Source organism: Dactylosporangium sp. NPDC051485 (assembly GCF_040682015.1).
GTDB lineage: Bacteria > Actinomycetota > Actinomycetes > Mycobacteriales > Micromonosporaceae > Dactylosporangium.
The window spans coordinates 1-14,996 of sequence record NZ_JBFAZW010000056.1; the positions used below are offsets into that span (position 1 = coordinate 1).

15 protein-coding genes and 2 pseudogenes are annotated in these 14,996 nt (G+C 69.7%); 8 read left to right on the plus strand and 9 right to left on the minus strand.

Annotated features, from left to right (window positions below):
- The first annotated feature begins 132 nt into the window (after positions 1-132).
- Both AB0M46_RS28560 and AB0M46_RS28565 read left to right on the plus strand, forming a co-directional pair.
- Positions 133-702, plus strand: a complete 570-nt coding sequence (locus AB0M46_RS28560; RefSeq protein WP_363340808.1) for a hypothetical protein — start codon at positions 133-135, stop codon at positions 700-702.
- 26 nt (positions 703-728) lie between these two features.
- Positions 729-1,739, plus strand: coding sequence for a hypothetical protein (locus AB0M46_RS28565; RefSeq protein ID WP_363340911.1), 1,011 nt, complete (start codon positions 729-731; stop codon positions 1,737-1,739).
- A gap of 42 nt (positions 1,740-1,781) precedes the next feature.
- On the opposite strand, the pseudogene AB0M46_RS28570 reads toward AB0M46_RS28565, so the two are convergent.
- The 6 genes and pseudogenes from AB0M46_RS28570 to AB0M46_RS28595 all read right to left on the minus strand — a co-directional run.
- Positions 1,782-2,520 (minus strand): annotated as a pseudogene (locus AB0M46_RS28570) (transposase); the annotation flags it as partial.
- 153 nt (positions 2,521-2,673) lie between these two features.
- Positions 2,674-3,528, minus strand: a complete 855-nt coding sequence (locus AB0M46_RS28575; RefSeq protein ID WP_363340810.1) for a hypothetical protein — start codon at positions 3,526-3,528, stop codon at positions 2,674-2,676.
- A 215-nt stretch (positions 3,529-3,743) separates the two neighbouring features.
- Positions 3,744-4,102, minus strand: a pseudogene (locus tag AB0M46_RS28580) (helix-turn-helix domain-containing protein); the annotation flags it as partial.
- A gap of 247 nt (positions 4,103-4,349) precedes the next feature.
- Positions 4,350-4,766, minus strand: coding sequence for a hypothetical protein (locus AB0M46_RS28585; RefSeq protein WP_363340812.1), 417 nt, complete (start codon positions 4,764-4,766; stop codon positions 4,350-4,352).
- A gap of 76 nt (positions 4,767-4,842) precedes the next feature.
- Positions 4,843-5,232 (minus strand): DUF4913 domain-containing protein, encoded by a 390-nt coding sequence (locus tag AB0M46_RS28590; RefSeq protein WP_363340815.1) that lies wholly within the window; start codon positions 5,230-5,232, stop codon positions 4,843-4,845.
- Positions 5,229-5,921, minus strand: a complete 693-nt coding sequence (locus tag AB0M46_RS28595; protein ID WP_363340817.1) for a hypothetical protein — start codon at positions 5,919-5,921, stop codon at positions 5,229-5,231. The genes AB0M46_RS28590 and AB0M46_RS28595 overlap by 4 nt, the downstream gene beginning before the upstream one ends.
- Positions 5,922-6,038: 117 nt before the next feature.
- Between AB0M46_RS28595 and AB0M46_RS28600 the strand changes: the two genes are divergently transcribed.
- Positions 6,039-6,287 carry a hypothetical protein gene (locus AB0M46_RS28600; RefSeq protein WP_363340819.1) on the plus strand — a complete coding sequence of 83 codons (249 nt, stop codon included), beginning with the start codon at positions 6,039-6,041 and terminating at the stop codon, positions 6,285-6,287.
- On the opposite strand, the gene AB0M46_RS28605 is transcribed toward AB0M46_RS28600, so the two are convergent.
- From AB0M46_RS28605 to AB0M46_RS28615, 3 genes are all read right to left on the minus strand, one after another.
- Positions 6,254-7,714 (minus strand): relaxase, encoded by a 1,461-nt coding sequence (locus AB0M46_RS28605; protein ID WP_363340822.1) that lies wholly within the window; start codon positions 7,712-7,714, stop codon positions 6,254-6,256. The two genes, AB0M46_RS28600 and AB0M46_RS28605, sit on opposite strands and share 34 nt — an antisense overlap.
- Positions 7,711-8,172, minus strand: coding sequence for a hypothetical protein (locus tag AB0M46_RS28610; protein ID WP_363340824.1), 462 nt, complete (start codon positions 8,170-8,172; stop codon positions 7,711-7,713). The genes AB0M46_RS28605 and AB0M46_RS28610 overlap by 4 nt, the downstream gene beginning before the upstream one ends.
- A gap of 287 nt (positions 8,173-8,459) precedes the next feature.
- A complete protein-coding gene (locus AB0M46_RS28615) occupies positions 8,460-8,738 on the minus strand; it encodes a recombinase family protein (protein ID WP_363340826.1) in 279 nt (92 codons plus the stop codon).
- A gap of 149 nt (positions 8,739-8,887) precedes the next feature.
- On the opposite strand from AB0M46_RS28615, the gene AB0M46_RS28620 reads away from it, so the two are divergent.
- The 5 genes from AB0M46_RS28620 (at position 8,888) to AB0M46_RS28640 (ending at position 14,945) form a co-directional block, all read left to right on the plus strand.
- A complete protein-coding gene (locus tag AB0M46_RS28620) occupies positions 8,888-9,283 on the plus strand; it encodes a hypothetical protein (RefSeq protein ID WP_363340828.1) in 396 nt (131 codons plus the stop codon).
- A gap of 87 nt (positions 9,284-9,370) precedes the next feature.
- A complete protein-coding gene (locus AB0M46_RS28625; protein WP_363340830.1) occupies positions 9,371-9,796 on the plus strand; it encodes a hypothetical protein in 426 nt (141 codons plus the stop codon).
- Between the two features lie 81 nt (positions 9,797-9,877).
- Positions 9,878-10,438 carry a hypothetical protein gene (locus AB0M46_RS28630; RefSeq protein ID WP_363340832.1) on the plus strand — a complete coding sequence of 187 codons (561 nt, stop codon included), beginning with the start codon at positions 9,878-9,880 and terminating at the stop codon, positions 10,436-10,438.
- A gap of 148 nt (positions 10,439-10,586) precedes the next feature.
- Positions 10,587-11,525 carry a hypothetical protein gene (locus tag AB0M46_RS28635; protein WP_363340834.1) on the plus strand — a complete coding sequence of 313 codons (939 nt, stop codon included), beginning with the start codon at positions 10,587-10,589 and terminating at the stop codon, positions 11,523-11,525.
- 60 nt (positions 11,526-11,585) lie between these two features.
- Complete coding sequence (locus AB0M46_RS28640) at positions 11,586-14,945, plus strand: DUF6884 domain-containing protein (RefSeq protein ID WP_363340836.1); 3,360 nt, start codon at positions 11,586-11,588, stop codon at positions 14,943-14,945.
- Positions 14,946-14,996 lie beyond the last annotated feature (51 nt).

Genomic DNA, 14,996 nt, shown 5'->3' on the forward strand with positions numbered 1-14,996 from the left:
CCCTGCCTAACGCCATCCCAGCAAACTACCCGAAATAGATCCAAAACGATGGCCGCCACGCCAGTGGCGGCCATCGTTTAACACCAGTCACCTAGCCCGCTGCGCGACCCGAAGTACCTGTGGGACAGCGATGTGAACCACTTCGGCGCCTCGTTCAAGGCCGTGTTCACGCATGGGCTCACCGGCGACCTCACCGCGGTCAACCTGGCCGACTTTGGCACCTGGGGCGGCGACCTGCTCGGCGTGCTCGGCGACCTCGCCCGCGACGGCGTGTCCGACGGGAACTCCTATGCCGCGGCGGCACAGGCGATTGCGAACCGGCAGGACAACGCCACCAAGTTCTCCCTGTCTGACTGGATCGCCGACACGACCGCCATGACCATCGGCCAGGAAGCCCGGTCGGACTCGACCGTCCCCCTGTCGCAGCGGCTCGCGGCGATGTACGCGTCACCGACCACGGCGGTCGCCGGGTACGCGTCGTTCTTCGCGCGGCGCTTCGGCAGCAGCACCGCCACGGCATCGTCGGCAACGTGGTCACTGTTCGACTTCACCCATGGCGACGTGACCACCACGGCCGTCCGCATCGCGTTCTGGGCAAAGAACTACTACGACATCGACATCCTGACGGTATCCGAAAACAAGAAGCACGCCGTCGGACAAGCATTCGCCGACGCCGTCGCCCGGTTCGCGCGCGGCGCCTGACCTCAATCGCTCCGAAAGGAACTCCGATGAATACCCCACTGCTCAGTCGCCGCCAACTGCTCACCGTCACCGGCCTTACCATCGGCGTCGGGACCATCGGTCTGGCGGACGCCTCACCCGCTGCGGCCGACCCGGCCGCCGTACCGTACATACGGCTGCTCGGTGGGCACCCCCTGCAGGTGCTCTCGCCCGGTAGTGCGCAGCCCACCTGGTGCCCGCGGCAACTCGCCGTCGAGGTCGTCCGCACCGTCGCACTGCCCGCCAGCACGGTGGTGACAGTCAGCTTTGACGACCGCCTGTACGCCGCGGCCGATCCACCCACCGTTACCCTCGACGGCCACTCGGTGGCTGCGACCGCCCGGTTCACCGGAGCACTGACGTGCACGGTGACCATCGAGCCGGCCATCCCGGCTGGTGGGCAGCTCCTGGTGCGCATTGCCAACGCGCGAGCCGCGCTCTACCCGCATGATCTCGTACCGCAGCCGGGCGTTGCCGCGGCGACACTGGCGGCCCGCGGCGCGGCCCCGGCCGGCACCGATCTGCGTCCGGCGACGCCGGACCGCCGAGCGCAGGGGACACAGCCGTGGGGTGTGGAGCTGTTCACCGGTTGGGAGCGCCACACCTGGGGCGACGCCGACGAGTTCAGCTACCACCACCCCGTGCGGATCTCGTTGCGCGGCACCGGTCCCGGCCGGGCCGCGTATCCCACAGCGTTCGCGATCGGCGTCGACCCGCGGCTCGTCGACCACGTCGCCGTTGCCGGCGCCACCCTCAACCGACGGCCACTGCCGGGCAGTGTGCGCGCCGCTGGCGAAATCCGCACAGCCGGTGGCTACACCACCCGCTGGCGCACGTCGGTCATGGTCGGCATCGGCGACGTGCTCGACGTCGCGCTGCGCGTACGGCCGCTCAAACCGGCGGGCGCGCTGCCAACCATCACCCATCCTGTGGTCACCATCTGGGACATGGGCAACGACGTGTTGCAGCGCCAGACTGGTCGGACCAGTAGCAGTCGCCTGGACTCGGTCTGGCGCTGAATATCGAAGGGATGACTTGCGCTGAGGGGCAAGGCCGTACGTTCGGATACACGCCCACCAGCCACCGTGGGTGCAGCCGGCGGAATCCGACCGGATCAGGATCGGGGTGCCGTGCCGGTGCGCGTCGGAGATCTGGGCGAGGGCGTCGTCCAGGACGGTGATGTGATCGGCGGTGGTGTTCGACCTGGCCCGCCCCTCTCGCAGCATCCCGGACAGGGCTTCGCGGGTGTTGTCCAGGAAGCACAGCAACGGGTGATATCCAAATGTGAAGATTTCCACGTCGGGGTCGCGGACTCCTTGTCGGAGTGGCAGAGCACGATCGTGGCGTCCAGGTCGAGGACCAGGCCCGGCACAGTCGAACCCGCCGCCATCGACTGGGGCAGGCTGCCGCAGGTCTCGATCCGTTGCGCCCATGCGATGTCCGCGCTTGAGCCCGTGCCTGCGCGAGCCGTTCGAGAAGCTGACTGTCCAGTTTGGACAACAGCCGCCACGCGGTCGGGTCGGACGCGACCGGCCCGAACAACTGGCCCTGGTCCCGCAGCATCGCCAGATCCGCGATCGCCTCGCCACCGTCGGCGAGCATCACCGCCAAGTCCACCGCAATCCGGCCCGGGTCATGTCCGCCTTGGCGCTGCCGCAGCACGGCAAGCACGTCACCGAACCGGGTGGTCAGCCCGGTCGCCTCGGCCATATCGGCCAGGAGCCGGGCGCCGGCGTGACCGACCACGCCCCGCCCATCGGCACTCACGATGATCGTCGGACGTGTTCCGGTAGCCCGCACTCTGCGGGTGCCTTCCGTGGCGGACGATCAAGCCTTCGACAAGCCAGTTCCTCCCAGACAGAGGGCACCCTCCCAATTTCTTGATCATGAATCCAGCCACCTTCATGAAGGGCCCGGGGCTAGTAGTAGGAACCCTCGACGTGGATTCGCCACTCACTGAGATTCACCCACCTGATCACTCAATCCATTAAGGTAGTCTACGAGCTGATCTAGAAGCTCACCTTCCAACTTAGGAAACACCGACTCGACGGCTTCACCCGTGCGCCACTCGGGCACGACCCAGAAGTATTCGCCTTTTTCCCAAGTCAGATGGAGGTTCGGGTCACTGAAGTTCTCAAGAAACTCGGCAGTCATCCTGTCAAGCTCATTGCCTACAGCTTCAGGAATCGCAACCCAGCCCGTCTCCGTGCCATCGTGTCGTACGTTCGGGGCTTCGATGGAGATTTGCTCCATTTTCTGACTGATGCCATCAGGGGTGAGAGTGAAGGCTAGGTCAGAAGGCGTAAATCGCAGTCCACCAACCACCCGCCATTCCCTTTCCCATTCGAATTCATATTTTCCGGGCGCAACACGATCGACGAACGGGGTCAGCGTCCAGATTTCATCGGCCGGGTTGATGCTGCCCCTCATCGCCTGAGTACCCAGTTCACGGAAGGCTAGCTGCGTCGGCATGTCTTGGTCGAGATACCAGACTCTCGCGCCACCGGCGGCACGGATGAAATTGCGGGTGAACGCCAGCCCCCACCTACCATGGCGTTTCATGAGTCGGTCAAGTTGGTCCACGGGAATCTCGCTTAGGCAGATTGCCTTCTGATTGTGCAGATTATCTTCGAGATTCATGGCTGAGCCGAATGGCCTCACGGCACGAATCTCCCCGTCTCGTAGGATCGAGAGGAAGGTTTCTTCTCTGTCTGTGAAGTGAACCAACCAATTCGACATGTCTCGCCACTTTGGATCGCTTCGATACCCGAGCAGATGCTCCGGGATCCCCTCGCCGTCCTGGGCCATCTCATCTCCGTCCTTGCCAAGCGGGACACGCCCGAGTGCGTCGACCAAGCTACACAGTTCGCACGTCCCACACGACGCAAGGGCACTTCCTGTGGCGTACGTGCCACAGGAAGCGCCCTTGCGCTCAGCAATTACCCCTACCGGGGCTGGGGCGAAGCGGCCATTCGAAGGAGGATCGGCGAGTCCTTCGTCAACATGCCAGCTTGCGGATGCCTCCACTGCGTGAACGGCAGGCCGAGCCGGGCCGGCCGGGTCGTCGCCGCGGCGACGACTACCTCGATGTCGGCGTCGGTGATCCGCCGGGGCCGTCCCGGACTCAGCGCGGTGCCAGCACGGCGAGGCCTTGATCGTTGAACGCGTGGATGACATCGCGGACGGTGTCCTCGTCCGCAGCAACCAGCCGTGCGATCGCCGGTACGCGGGTTCCGGAGGCTGACGCCATGATGATCAGCGACCGCCGGTAGCGGACGCTGTCGTGCACGCTCCGGCAGACCAGCCGGAGCAGATATTGGCTCTCATCATCGATCAACCGGCGGGTCCGTACGGGGTGTGGACAGGATGCACCTTGATCCACCCCCGCCAACTCCAGCGTGGACCGAAACACACCAAACCTCACGCACCAACACGGCGTGTCACAAACCGGCAGACCTTCAAGGTCAACGCACTAGTGGGACGCAAGTTCGCCGACGAACGCTCCCGAGCCGCCTCGAAGCCAAAGGATGACGCCCCGGCCCGGCGACAGCTGGCTGAATTGGCTGGAACTGGGCATATCTTCGTGGGATACGGCCTACATCTGGCGAAAGAGTTTCTCGTTAAGTAGCTCATGCCAGTTCGGCAGCTGCGTCTTCCAGGTAAAGCGCGACGCGGGACCAAATCACTCTTTGGTACCTGGAATCGATGGCATCGGCGGCTGCTGTTGCGTATAGGTCGGCGAGACGTTCGACGAGTTCGGTCGTCGCTCGGCGTAGTTCGAGGCTGTCAGGCCCAGCTTCGCGACCCTCATGCGTACGAGCGCCGTTGCTAACGAGGTCGGCATGCAGCGTTTGGGCAGCATGCTGGATGACGAATCCGTACGATTTCCAATCCTCTACAGCTGGACCGTCGGCAGCGGCGGTCGCTGCGCAGGCAGCGAACGCCAACGCCTGCAGAACAGATGGGTCGTCGGGATTAAGCGTTGAGGAAAGGTCGTTCGCCAAACCGTTCAGCAGGTCGCAGAACGTACCGGTTGTGCTGAGCACTATTGGAGACCTTTCAGAAGACGTTTACGTCCACGGGCTTCCGCGATTCGGGGGCGAGCGGCCGTGTCGCGAGGTGTTAGTCCCACCAGTCCGTCGGTGCCGGCGAGACGTCCGGAACGGCGGATGGCTCGTGCTTGCCGGACCGGCTGCCTTCGGGTTGGCGGCAGTTGCGAAACGGGCCGTCTGCGGCGAGCAGGATTTGCAGGTGGTGGTCGAAGTCGAGCCACCAGCCGGCCTTGGCTTCGGGTTGCCAGCGGGCGGCCTCCCAGCCGGTCCACAGGAGGGTGAGCCGGGCGATGGCTTCGGCGTGGTCCCACCACTCGGCGCACCAGCGCAGTCGCGGGTTGCCGGGGATGCGGTGCAGGAACATAGGGGTGAAGTAGCCGATCACCCAGGCTTCGAGGCTGGGGTACAGCGGCGGGTGCTGCTCCTGCTCGCTCGCGTCGACACTGGCCACAGCGGTCATCGGCCCAATCCCGTCGTGCGGCCCGCACTGCTCGCGGGGACAGCGGTCGCCGGCGTGCGGCGGGCGACGTCGCTTGGCATGCCATGGGGATGGTTCAACCCGTCGGGGTACCACTCGCCGGCCAGCTGTGCGGCGCTGCGCTGCGCGGCGGCGCTGTCGCGGTTGGCGGCGCCGATGTGGGCCGCGTTGTCCGGCATCCCGTCGACGGCGTGCTCGTCGACGCCCGGCGTGGCCGGGTCATCAGGTGTTCCTGCGTCGGCGAGTGCCTGCGTAGCCTCTCGGCCAGCGCGCTCGAGGAGCGCGGCCCGGAGGGCTTCGGCGGCGGCGTCGCCGCCTGGCCCGAGCCGGCGCAGCTCGGCGAGGTAGTCGGCCGGATCGATGCCGGTGGCGAGGCGGATCTGCTCGTCGGCGACCGCCGTATCAAACGTGGCCACGCCGACGACGGGTCCGTCCGCGGCGCCGAGGGCTCCAGCTCGTTTTCCCGGACCGTACGGCCGCATGACCGGGGTATGGGCCATCTCCTCGGCGGCGGCGCGCATCGCGTCGGCGCGCGGCGTGCCGTTGCGGACGGCCTCGTCGTACAGGTGCATCGGCCGCGGGTACATGTCCCGGAGCCGGTCCTCGACCGTTTCCGCGGCGGCGCGCGCTTCGGGGAACTGGTTTTCGCGGAGACGGGCGGTCCGCCACACGGTGGCAAGGTCGTACAGGTCTGCGCTAGCGACCCAGTTCGGGTCGAGCGTCTGATTGATGAGGCGCCGGTCGTGCGTCGCGCGTTGCCGTGAGGCGTACTCGGCGAGCCGGTCACTATGCTCGCGGAGCTTCCCAGCCTGTTCCTGCCGACGCTGATGCGCTTGCTCCTGCGCTTCCTCCCGCCCTTGCTTGCGGCGGCGCTGTTCGGCGGCGAGCCGGGCCGTGGCCTCACCGAGTGTTCCGAGAACCGCGAGAGCCTGGCCGGCGCGTTGGGTGACCTCCGCGGCGATGTCTGGGTGCTGCTCCTGTCCGAAGTCCATCAGCCTTTCCCCTATCTGCCGTGGCCGACGCCCGGCCCGGATTGACGCCGAGCGTCGTTGGGGCGCGTTGGCGGCATGGTTGATGGCCGCGTTGACGGCGGCGCTGCGGTCACGTCCGGGATGCGACCGCCGGGCATGCTGTTGCCGGTCGAGGCCGAACGCAGGAGACGCGCGGCGGTACGAGCGGCGCGCGCCTGGTGAAGACGACGTTGGACGTCACGCAGCTCGGCTAGGGAGTCGGCGAGCATCGACATGTTGCGAATCAGCCGGAGCATCGCGGACACCGCGTTGCCGTGACTGAGTTCCCCGGCCAGCCGTATGCGCCGTGACATCGACCGCAGCGCTCCCCGACGGCTGGTCGATGGCAGCGGTCGCCGATACGGCTCCCGGGTGGCCCGGTCGAGGGCCTCGGCCGCGCGGTGCAGCGGGCCGCGCCGGTCGCCCTCCAGCAGACGGGCGGCAGCGGTGAGGGTGTCGGCTGCGGCGTACGCGGCGGCGCTCGCAGCGGCCGGATCCCCGCCTGGCTGTCCGATCAGCTCGGCAGCGGCGCGAACCGCGCCAGCGGCCTCGTCATACAACTCGGCTTGGGCCAGCCGCGGGGGCGGCTGGACTGAGGCGGCGGGTTGACCCCAGCGACCATGTAGCTGCGGCAGCGTGAGGTCGGGTGCGAGCCGGCCGCCGCCGTACCAGACGGGTTCGCCCGCCGCTGTGGTGTGGCTCGCCAACGCAACGGCGTAGCCGGTGACCTGCCCGGGGTTCGTCGTACTTGTTCGCGTCCGAACGCGTAGCCCGCCGTCTCGCAGCAGCGCGAAGAACTGGTCCTGGCTGTCGGCGACGGCGGCGGCGTGGCGAACGTGGCGGCGCAACTGGTCGCGGGGACGTTCGCGCCGCCCGGTGCGGGCGGCCTTGTGCAATTCGCGGGTGGTGGGGCGGGTGTGCGCGGTGCGGTCGGTAGGGCCGACCCGGTGCAGCCCGCAGCGTTCTTCGAGGTCCCTGCATGCTGCCTGGGCAAGCCATCGGTCGTTGCGCGCCCACGCCGTGCGCCGGTCTTGCCGCACGAGGGTCGCGACGATGTGGATGTGGTCCGGGGCATGCCGCACCGCGACCCACCGAACCGCGCGGGGGTCATCGTGCGGTGCGAGGCCGACTTTCGCCATGACCTCGGCGCCGATCCGGGCCCACTGTTCGTCGGTGAGCCACCGGTCTTCCGGGTGGGTGCGGATCGAGCAGTGCCAGACCGGCTGGCGGGGCGGGTTGACCCCGCGTCGCACCGGCTGCTCCAGCAGGTCGGCGAGCTTACGGAGGTCGGGTTTGCCGTCCGCGCCGATCGGCGGCTCCAGACCCGACAAGGGCCCGGCGCCGTCCCACGCGGCGACCAGGTGCGGATCGACGTGCTCCTCGCGTCGCCCCGGCCCGTACAGGTAGCGCAGCAGACCGTACGCCCGACGGCCGCGGCCGATCTTGGGGATCATCGCAGCGCCCGGTCGATCCGGGCGATGACGTCATCGACGCGTCGCATCCGCTGCTCGCACAGCGCCGCAGCCCGGACCAGCCACGCAGGCACATCGCCGGTGGTATGCAACGCCGTAATGCCCTGGTTGAGGTTCGTGCCGATCCGCCCGACCGCGACCCGGGCATCGAACAGCTCGACCTGCAGCTGCGCGAGGGTCTCTCGGCTCAACGTCGTCGGCTGCTCGCCGCGGGCGGCGGCCAGGCCGGCTTCGCCGACGAACCCGGTCGGGGTCAGCCCCGCGGCGGCGGCTGCCGCCGCGATGTCGGCGATCTCCTGCTCGGTGTACCGCGGAGCGATCCGGGCGGGACGCCCGGGGTAGAGGTGGCGGCGGTCGCGGCCACGGCTGGAACGCGGTGACGCCTCGGCATCCTTCGGCGAGTGCTGCTCGATCACCGGGCCACGGTCGCCGACCGCCATTGCCGACACCGTTAGCGCCCACGACGGGCCTCATCCAGCGACGACGCATCGTCGCTGCTCAAAGGCTGACCGCGCCCGGTCGGCCGTCGCTCCGGTTACCGGAGCCTATAACTTGCTCCCGCAACACAGCGGGAGTCCATCCACTCTGGTTCCAGGGCGCTACGGGTCGGCTGCGCCGGCACCAATGGACAACGGCGAAGGCGCGCCTGGCGGTGGCTGCCGGCCGTGAGCCATCCATCCCGATGCGGCGGTTTGTGGATGCGTCGGCCGGCGCTGCGTTCGCTCGGCTACGCCTCCTCGGCGCGCTCCTGGTCGTAGCGGGTCAGCACGTACTGGACGCTGCTCTTCGTCCACTGCCCGCGCCCGGACGGCGTCGCGACCTGTTCGGCGTTGAGGGCGGCGGCGATCTGTGCCAGCGAGTTGCCGGCGGCGCGGAGTTCAGCCGCTCGCGGTGCGCCCTCGGGAAGCGCTGCGGGCGGTCGCCCGAGCCGTACGCCGCGGTCGCGGGCGGCAGCCATCCCTTCAGCGACCTCGGGTCGGGACGCGCGGGGCTCGTTCTGCGGCATCCCCGCAGCGTACAGAAAAAGGTCTGAGAAAAGACAGCCTACCTCTAGCTTTTTCTATACCATTTACTATACGCTTGTGGTGAAGGCGCCCGGCAAGTGCTGGAACACCGGCCGGGCTGCGGAAACAACCTCAGCGAAAGGCGTTTCCAATGACCAACCCTACGTCCTCCGACACCGGTCAGAGCCGTCAGACGACGCCGCCCATCGAAGACCTGATCCGCCTGGTGGCGTGCTACTCCAACCGCGAACAGGCGGAGGCCGCCGGATTCACCTTCGGCACCGACCTCAAGCTCGGCGATGTCGCGGCGATCGACTCGCGGGGACGGTGGCGTGTCGGTGTCATCGTGCGGATCGGTCGACTCAACGCCGCCGTGGAGTACACGACCGAAGGTGCCATCCGCGACGCGGCTGACCCGCGCAGCTCCTGGACGGAGCCGTTCCGGTCGATGAAGACCGCCCGCTTCGCGGACATCGCGGTCCGTCCCGCGGCAGAGCCCGCCCTGTCCGGCGACGGCGCCGCGGAGCCCGCCCGGCTGGACGGCTGACTGCTCGCGCTCCGGCTGGCTGCGTACGCGATGAGGTCCTGCGCGGCCAGCCGGTCACCCGATCCCGCGTTCTGTCTGGAGGAACCCATGTCGAACGAATCAGACCCGGCGGCTGGCGACGCACGTAGCGCTCACCGGGCCAGCAGCCACGACGGTCAGCGCGACACCGCCGACGTCCTCCTCGATGGGGTGATCACCCGCATCCGCCGCCGCTATCCCGACGCCGTCATGGCGTACCTCAACCATCCCGGCGACGGGGACAACGACCGCATCATCCTGTGGGATCTCGCCAGCGCCGAGGGCGTGCTGTGGCCCGACGAGGACGGCGAAGTGTTCCAGGGCGCCGACGAGCCGGGGGAACGCCTGTGGCTCGGCGACCGCGACGGCGACCCGTACGCGGAACTCGCTGAGATCAACCGGCTGCTCACCGCGGTCTATCGCGAGCGCGGAGCGGCCCTGTTCGAGCCCGGCGAGCTGGGTGGCGGCTGGTACCTGCCCTTGGACCGCACCTAGGCACCAGCCTGCGAGAAGTGCTGCTGCGCGGCACTTCCACAACCAGTCAAACGCGGTCCTCAGCGTGAAAGGTGTCCGGCAATGCCCGAAACCAGAACCCATGGACCCGAGCGCTCCAACGGGCGGGCCACCACGCCCCTTGCCGAGTACGACCACAACGGCAACTGCGTCGGCTGCGGCACGCACCGCAACGCCCCGTGCCGCCCGGCGTGCCCGTTCCAGACCGGTGTCTTCGACGAGTCGACCATCCTGCGGGCGACGGTACGACGCCTGGCAGAACACCGAGTCACCGACGGCCAGGCCCGACGTCGCGTCCTGCGCGAGCTGGGCTGCGTCGAGTGGACCGTCCGCCGCGGCCAGCGTCACGGTGGTTACCATCTTCGATCCGCCATGGTCGCCGCCGCGGTCGAGCTCGTCGGCGAAACACACGCCACGTCGCTGGTCGAGCGGGCACGCGAGTTCCTCACCGACTTCCTCGTCGTGGAACGGGGCGCCGCACCACAGCCGATGCGGGCCTTGGTCGTCTACCTACACGGGATGACCACCGACCTACAGGACATCAGCCGCTCGCTATACGCCGCAGCCGCACGCCTCGACGGTCACGACTTCAACGCCGAGGACTTCGGCGAAGTCGACAGCTGAGCTCCGCCGAATCCACCAACTCTGCGTCACCCGAGCCGAACCCGCCAACCCACTGACGCATGGGTCCTCCCATGACGCGTTAGCTGCCGGCATCGCGACGGATTCGTGCGGCTCGGCCAACCCTGCGACCACAGTGAAGGAGCCCAGAATGACCGGCACTGACGTGTATGGGCTGCGGCCCGGGGACCGCATCACGGTATCCCCTGGCGCGGCCAAGAGCGGCCACACGTACCGCACCCTCGCTGTCGGCTTCGCCCTCGACGTCACCGCGGTCCGGCCCGATCACCAGGGTGACTTCGAGGTGAGCGGCATCGAGTTGACGACCCGCGGTGCGTGGCGCAGCGGCGTCCCGAGCCGCTCGGTGATCCTCCCGCGGGGCGCGTACAGCATCCCCGTCCGCGTCGGCGACAGCGTGGCCGCTGCGGGCATCAGCGCCACTGCGACGGTGACCGCGCTCCACGTGCGCGCTGACGGAACCGCGGTCGCGGACCTGCTGCTCCCCGAAGGCGAAACGAGGTGCGGGTACAACCTCGTCGACCTGCAGCACCGCGCTCGGGCCGCGCACGAGCCCGCGCGTCAACCGTGCCTGCGCGCACACGCTCCCGAGGCACGGTGCCAGCGATGCCTGGACGCGAACGAACCAGCCACGATGCCCTGCGACGCGGCGGAGTGCTCGGTCACGGCCGTCAACGTCGTGCTCGCCCGCCGCGGGCACACGCTCGCGGCCTGCGGACCGCACACCGAGCAGGTCCACCGCATCCTGCAAGACAGCGCTGCCACCACGATCGCGCTGCGGACGGGCACGCGCGAGTGCTACGCCGACGGAACCCAGGTGGCCACCTGCCGGCACTGCGGGCACCCGATCTACGCCTACCCGGCCCTGGTCGGCGCCCGGCGCCCGTGGCGTGGCAACCAGTGGGACGAAACCGGACGCTGCGACGCGGCGGAGGACCGGACCCGAATCCGCACCCTGCACGAGCCGGCAGAGACCTGCGCCGAGCTCGACTGGGCGATCGCCGGTGCCGTCTGCGGCCCGACTGCCGAGCGGCACAACGAGCTGGACTGCCCCGCCCGGAGCCTCCGGTAACCATCCCGCTGTCGGCCGGCCCCGCTGCCGGGGCCGGCCCCGAGCTCTGGAGCGCCAACCGTGACCAGCAGCCACCCTGAGCCCGCCCAGCCCGCCGTCCTGGCCGAGGAGCGGCTCGCGCACCCGAACCCGTACGCGTGCGCGGCGTGCTCGAACCGGGCGACGCTGAAGCTCAGCCTGGCCGGCGGTGGGCAGGTCACCGTGTGCCGGCCGCACGCTGCCGCCTACCGCAACGGCGCCGTCAACCGTCACGCCTCCGTCACGCGCGGCTGGCAGCCCAGGACGCCGCTCGCGACGCCGACCGAGACCTGCATGGGGGTTCCGCTGCCGACCAGGCCGGGCACGGTTGCGCCCGGCCAGCGGGTCCGCTGCATGCCCGGCTCGCTCCCGGCGCGGGACGGTGGTCAAGGCGGCGGCATCCTCCGCTCGATCGGGCCCAAGACCTCCCTGGTCGACGTCGATGGCGGCGGATCCCGGCGGATCCGCAACGACCTGCTGCACCCTTCGGCCGGACCGGCGGTCGCGGCCTGGCGACACGGCCGGGGATACCGCACCACCTTCCCCGACGGCCGCACCTGGCTGCCGAGCTGGGCGTGGCTGGGCTGGACCGTCGCCGAACACCAGCAGTACGCCGCCGGCCAGCGCTGCCTCCCGGAACCGGCCCCGGCGCCGCAACGCTTGATCATCGTCGTCTGCGGGGCCCGGAAAGCGGACCGTATCGAAGCGCCGGCCGGTGAGCTGTACGTCGGCAGCTACCACTGGGCGGCCCGCCGCGCCGCCGACGCGATCCGCACGCCGGACACCAGGGTGATGATCCTGTCCGCCTGGTACGGCCTGGTCGAGCTGTCCGACATGCTGCTGCGGTACGACGCGCGGCTCGGCCAGCGGCACACCATGACCGCCGACGGGCTGCGCGAGCAGGCCGAACAGCTCGGCCTGCTGGACGTCACCGTCGTCGTCCTCGCCCCGGCGCCGTACGCACGCCTCGCCCGGTTCGTCTGGCCGCACGCGACCTGCCCGCTGGACGGCACCCGCGGCATCGGCGACCAGCTGCGCCGTCTCGCGACCCTCGCCTCCGCAGCGACCACCATCGCACCCGCTCCCAACGTGCGGCCGGCCCAGCAGCACCACAGCGTGACTGGCGAGCGACACGTCACCGGCGCCCACGACGGCCGCATCCACCTCGACCTCGCCCGGCTCACGCCACCGTGCACGCCGATCCCGGCCTGCCGGGCGCGGCGGTGCCAGACCGACTGGGTGACGACCCAGGAGCCGCTGAGCTGCCCGCGGTGCGCGGTGATCCAGGCTCGTCGCCAGGAACTGCGCCGTTGGTGCGCGATGGTTGAACGGCTCGCCCGCAGCCGCACACCAGGCCCCGCCAGCCGCCCCACCGCCGATCGGCCCCGCCCAACCCGGGGCCCAGCGACCGGACCACGCACACGACGGAGGGCAGGACAGCCGCCCCAACCCGGCCGCCCGGGCCGTCCGGGCCGCTCGCGCAGCCCTGTCGTTCAGGTTCGACGTGCTGATCCGGCCGCGACCAGTCGGTTCGGGCCGGCGCGCCCGCGGCCACCCGTCGGACGAGCTCCACCTGCCAGCACGGCCGAAGACGCCCACCACCGTCGGCGGCAACTGCACCGGGGCAGTACCTGGCCGGATGCGACCACCTGGGTCCCCACCAGGGCAAATGCCCCGGCCCGTAGCGGGTCCGCTAACGGTTCGCCGACACCATCACGGTGCACCACCAGGTCCGTAGCACAGCCAGCGTTGACGGAAGCGCTACGGCCAGCCGAACCAGAGCCACCGCACCAGCGCACCACCCCAGAGCACCGCAACCCGGACACAGCGCCGAACCGGAAGGACCACGCCGTGACCACCCTGACCAGCAACCCGGCCGACGCCGAGTCGAGCGACACGCTCCAGGCCGCGAAGACGGTGCGAGCGGAGGTCACCGACGCGCGGACACTGCGCCAGATCAGCCGGGCCGAACAGGACCGGCTCAACGCCGACGCCGACGTCGAGCGGCGCGCTCGCGCGGCCAAGCTGGACCTGGAACTGCAGGACGCCCGCCGGGCAGCGGCTCGCCGCGAACGCGACGCCGCCGAACGCGAACAGCGCGAGCGCCGCAAACGGCGGCAGGCCCGCCGAGCCGCCCGCTGGGCGCGGCTGACCACCGCGATCCCGCAGGTGGCGGAGTGGGCGTTGTTCACCCTGCCGATCATGTTTCCGATGGCCGTCGCCTGGGTCGGGCAGATCCGCTTCGCGATGGACGTCATGCACTGGCCGCTCCCGGCTGCGATTGTCTTCGCCGCCGGGTTCGAGCTGTCCACCGCCTACGTAGCCCGACTGGACTGGCGCGCCCGCGCGGCCGGCGACTCGTCGCTGCTGTTCCGCGCTGCCACCTGGGGCTTCGCCGCCGGGGCCGCGGTCATGAACTACTGGCACGCAGCCGGCCCGAACTTCGCCCCCACCGGCGAGGCCGTCTCCTACGGACTGATGTCGCTGACCGGCGTCATCCTGTGGGAGCTCCTGTCGACCTACCGGCACCGCACGCGGCTGCGCGCCGAAGGCAAGCTCCCGGCCGCCCGGCCCCGCTTCGGGTTGGCCCGATGGCTGTACATGCGCCCGATCACCCGCATCGCCTGGCTCTTGACAGTCCGCGACGGCTACACCACCACCGACCTTGCCTGGCACGCCGCCGTCGACGCGATCGAGCAGTACGGCTCGGCCAAGCTGGCCCGCCGAGCGATCCGCCGCGGACGTCCGGCGTCGCGCCCAGCTGCGGCCGGCCCCGACAGGCCGGAGCAGGCATCACGCGAGGAAGCCTCCCGAACCGTCGTCCCGCCGCGCGACAGCGCGGACGAGACGGACGAGACGACTGCGAGCCGCGAGAAGAACACGCGAGACGAGACGACCGGCGGCAGCGAGACGGGCCAGGGAGACGAGACGGAGCTGGAAGACGAGACGGCCATCGGCGACGAGACGCAGCCGAGAGACAAGACGACCGGCGGCAGCGAGACGGCTCACGCAGACGAGACAGCGATCGGCGACGAGACAGAGCGGAGAGACGAGGCGCCCGTCGGCCGTGAGACGAAGGTGGGAGACGGAACACCTGCCGGCCGCAAGACGAACGCCCGAGACGGCAGCGGCAAGCCCAGCGCGACCGCCCGCCGCGGGACTCGTAGCCGCAGCACCAGTCAGCGGGGCAGCGCTGCTGCTACCGGCGGCGCCGCTGGTCCAAAGGCTCGGCGGGGTGGGTCAGGTGCGTCCCTGCGGGCGCAGATGCTCGCCTACGCCCAGGACCGGATCGCGCAGGGCGCGCCCGTTACCGGCAAGGAGCTCGACGTCGCGTTCAACACCAACAACTACGGCTCCCGAGTCCTGCGAGAACTCGCCCGTACGCGAGTCGACGGCACCTGAACCCGCCGCCCGTCGCGACGAGACCACGCAGCAGGGCCAAGGGGGTCTCTC

What these genes read in the sequence shown, in the direction of transcription:
- AB0M46_RS28565 (WP_363340911.1), top strand. Translation starts at nt 729, where the DNA reads ATGAATACCCCACTGCTCAGTCGCCGCCAACTGCTCACCGTCACCGGC.
- AB0M46_RS28575 (WP_363340810.1), bottom strand. Translation starts at nt 3,528, where the DNA reads ATGGCCCAGGACGGCGAGGGGATCCCGGAGCATCTGCTCGGGTATCGA.
- AB0M46_RS28590 (WP_363340815.1), bottom strand. Translation starts at nt 5,232, where the DNA reads ATGACCGCTGTGGCCAGTGTCGACGCGAGCGAGCAGGAGCAGCACCCG.
- AB0M46_RS28600 (WP_363340819.1), top strand. Translation starts at nt 6,039, where the DNA reads ATGCTCGCGGAGCTTCCCAGCCTGTTCCTGCCGACGCTGATGCGCTTG.
- AB0M46_RS28605 (WP_363340822.1), bottom strand. Translation starts at nt 7,714, where the DNA reads ATGATCCCCAAGATCGGCCGCGGCCGTCGGGCGTACGGTCTGCTGCGC.
- AB0M46_RS28610 (WP_363340824.1), bottom strand. Translation starts at nt 8,172, where the DNA reads ATGGCGGTCGGCGACCGTGGCCCGGTGATCGAGCAGCACTCGCCGAAG.
- AB0M46_RS28615 (WP_363340826.1), bottom strand. Translation starts at nt 8,738, where the DNA reads ATGCCGCAGAACGAGCCCCGCGCGTCCCGACCCGAGGTCGCTGAAGGG.
- AB0M46_RS28620 (WP_363340828.1), top strand. Translation starts at nt 8,888, where the DNA reads ATGACCAACCCTACGTCCTCCGACACCGGTCAGAGCCGTCAGACGACG.
- AB0M46_RS28625 (WP_363340830.1), top strand. Translation starts at nt 9,371, where the DNA reads ATGTCGAACGAATCAGACCCGGCGGCTGGCGACGCACGTAGCGCTCAC.
- AB0M46_RS28630 (WP_363340832.1), top strand. Translation starts at nt 9,878, where the DNA reads ATGCCCGAAACCAGAACCCATGGACCCGAGCGCTCCAACGGGCGGGCC.
- AB0M46_RS28635 (WP_363340834.1), top strand. Translation starts at nt 10,587, where the DNA reads ATGACCGGCACTGACGTGTATGGGCTGCGGCCCGGGGACCGCATCACG.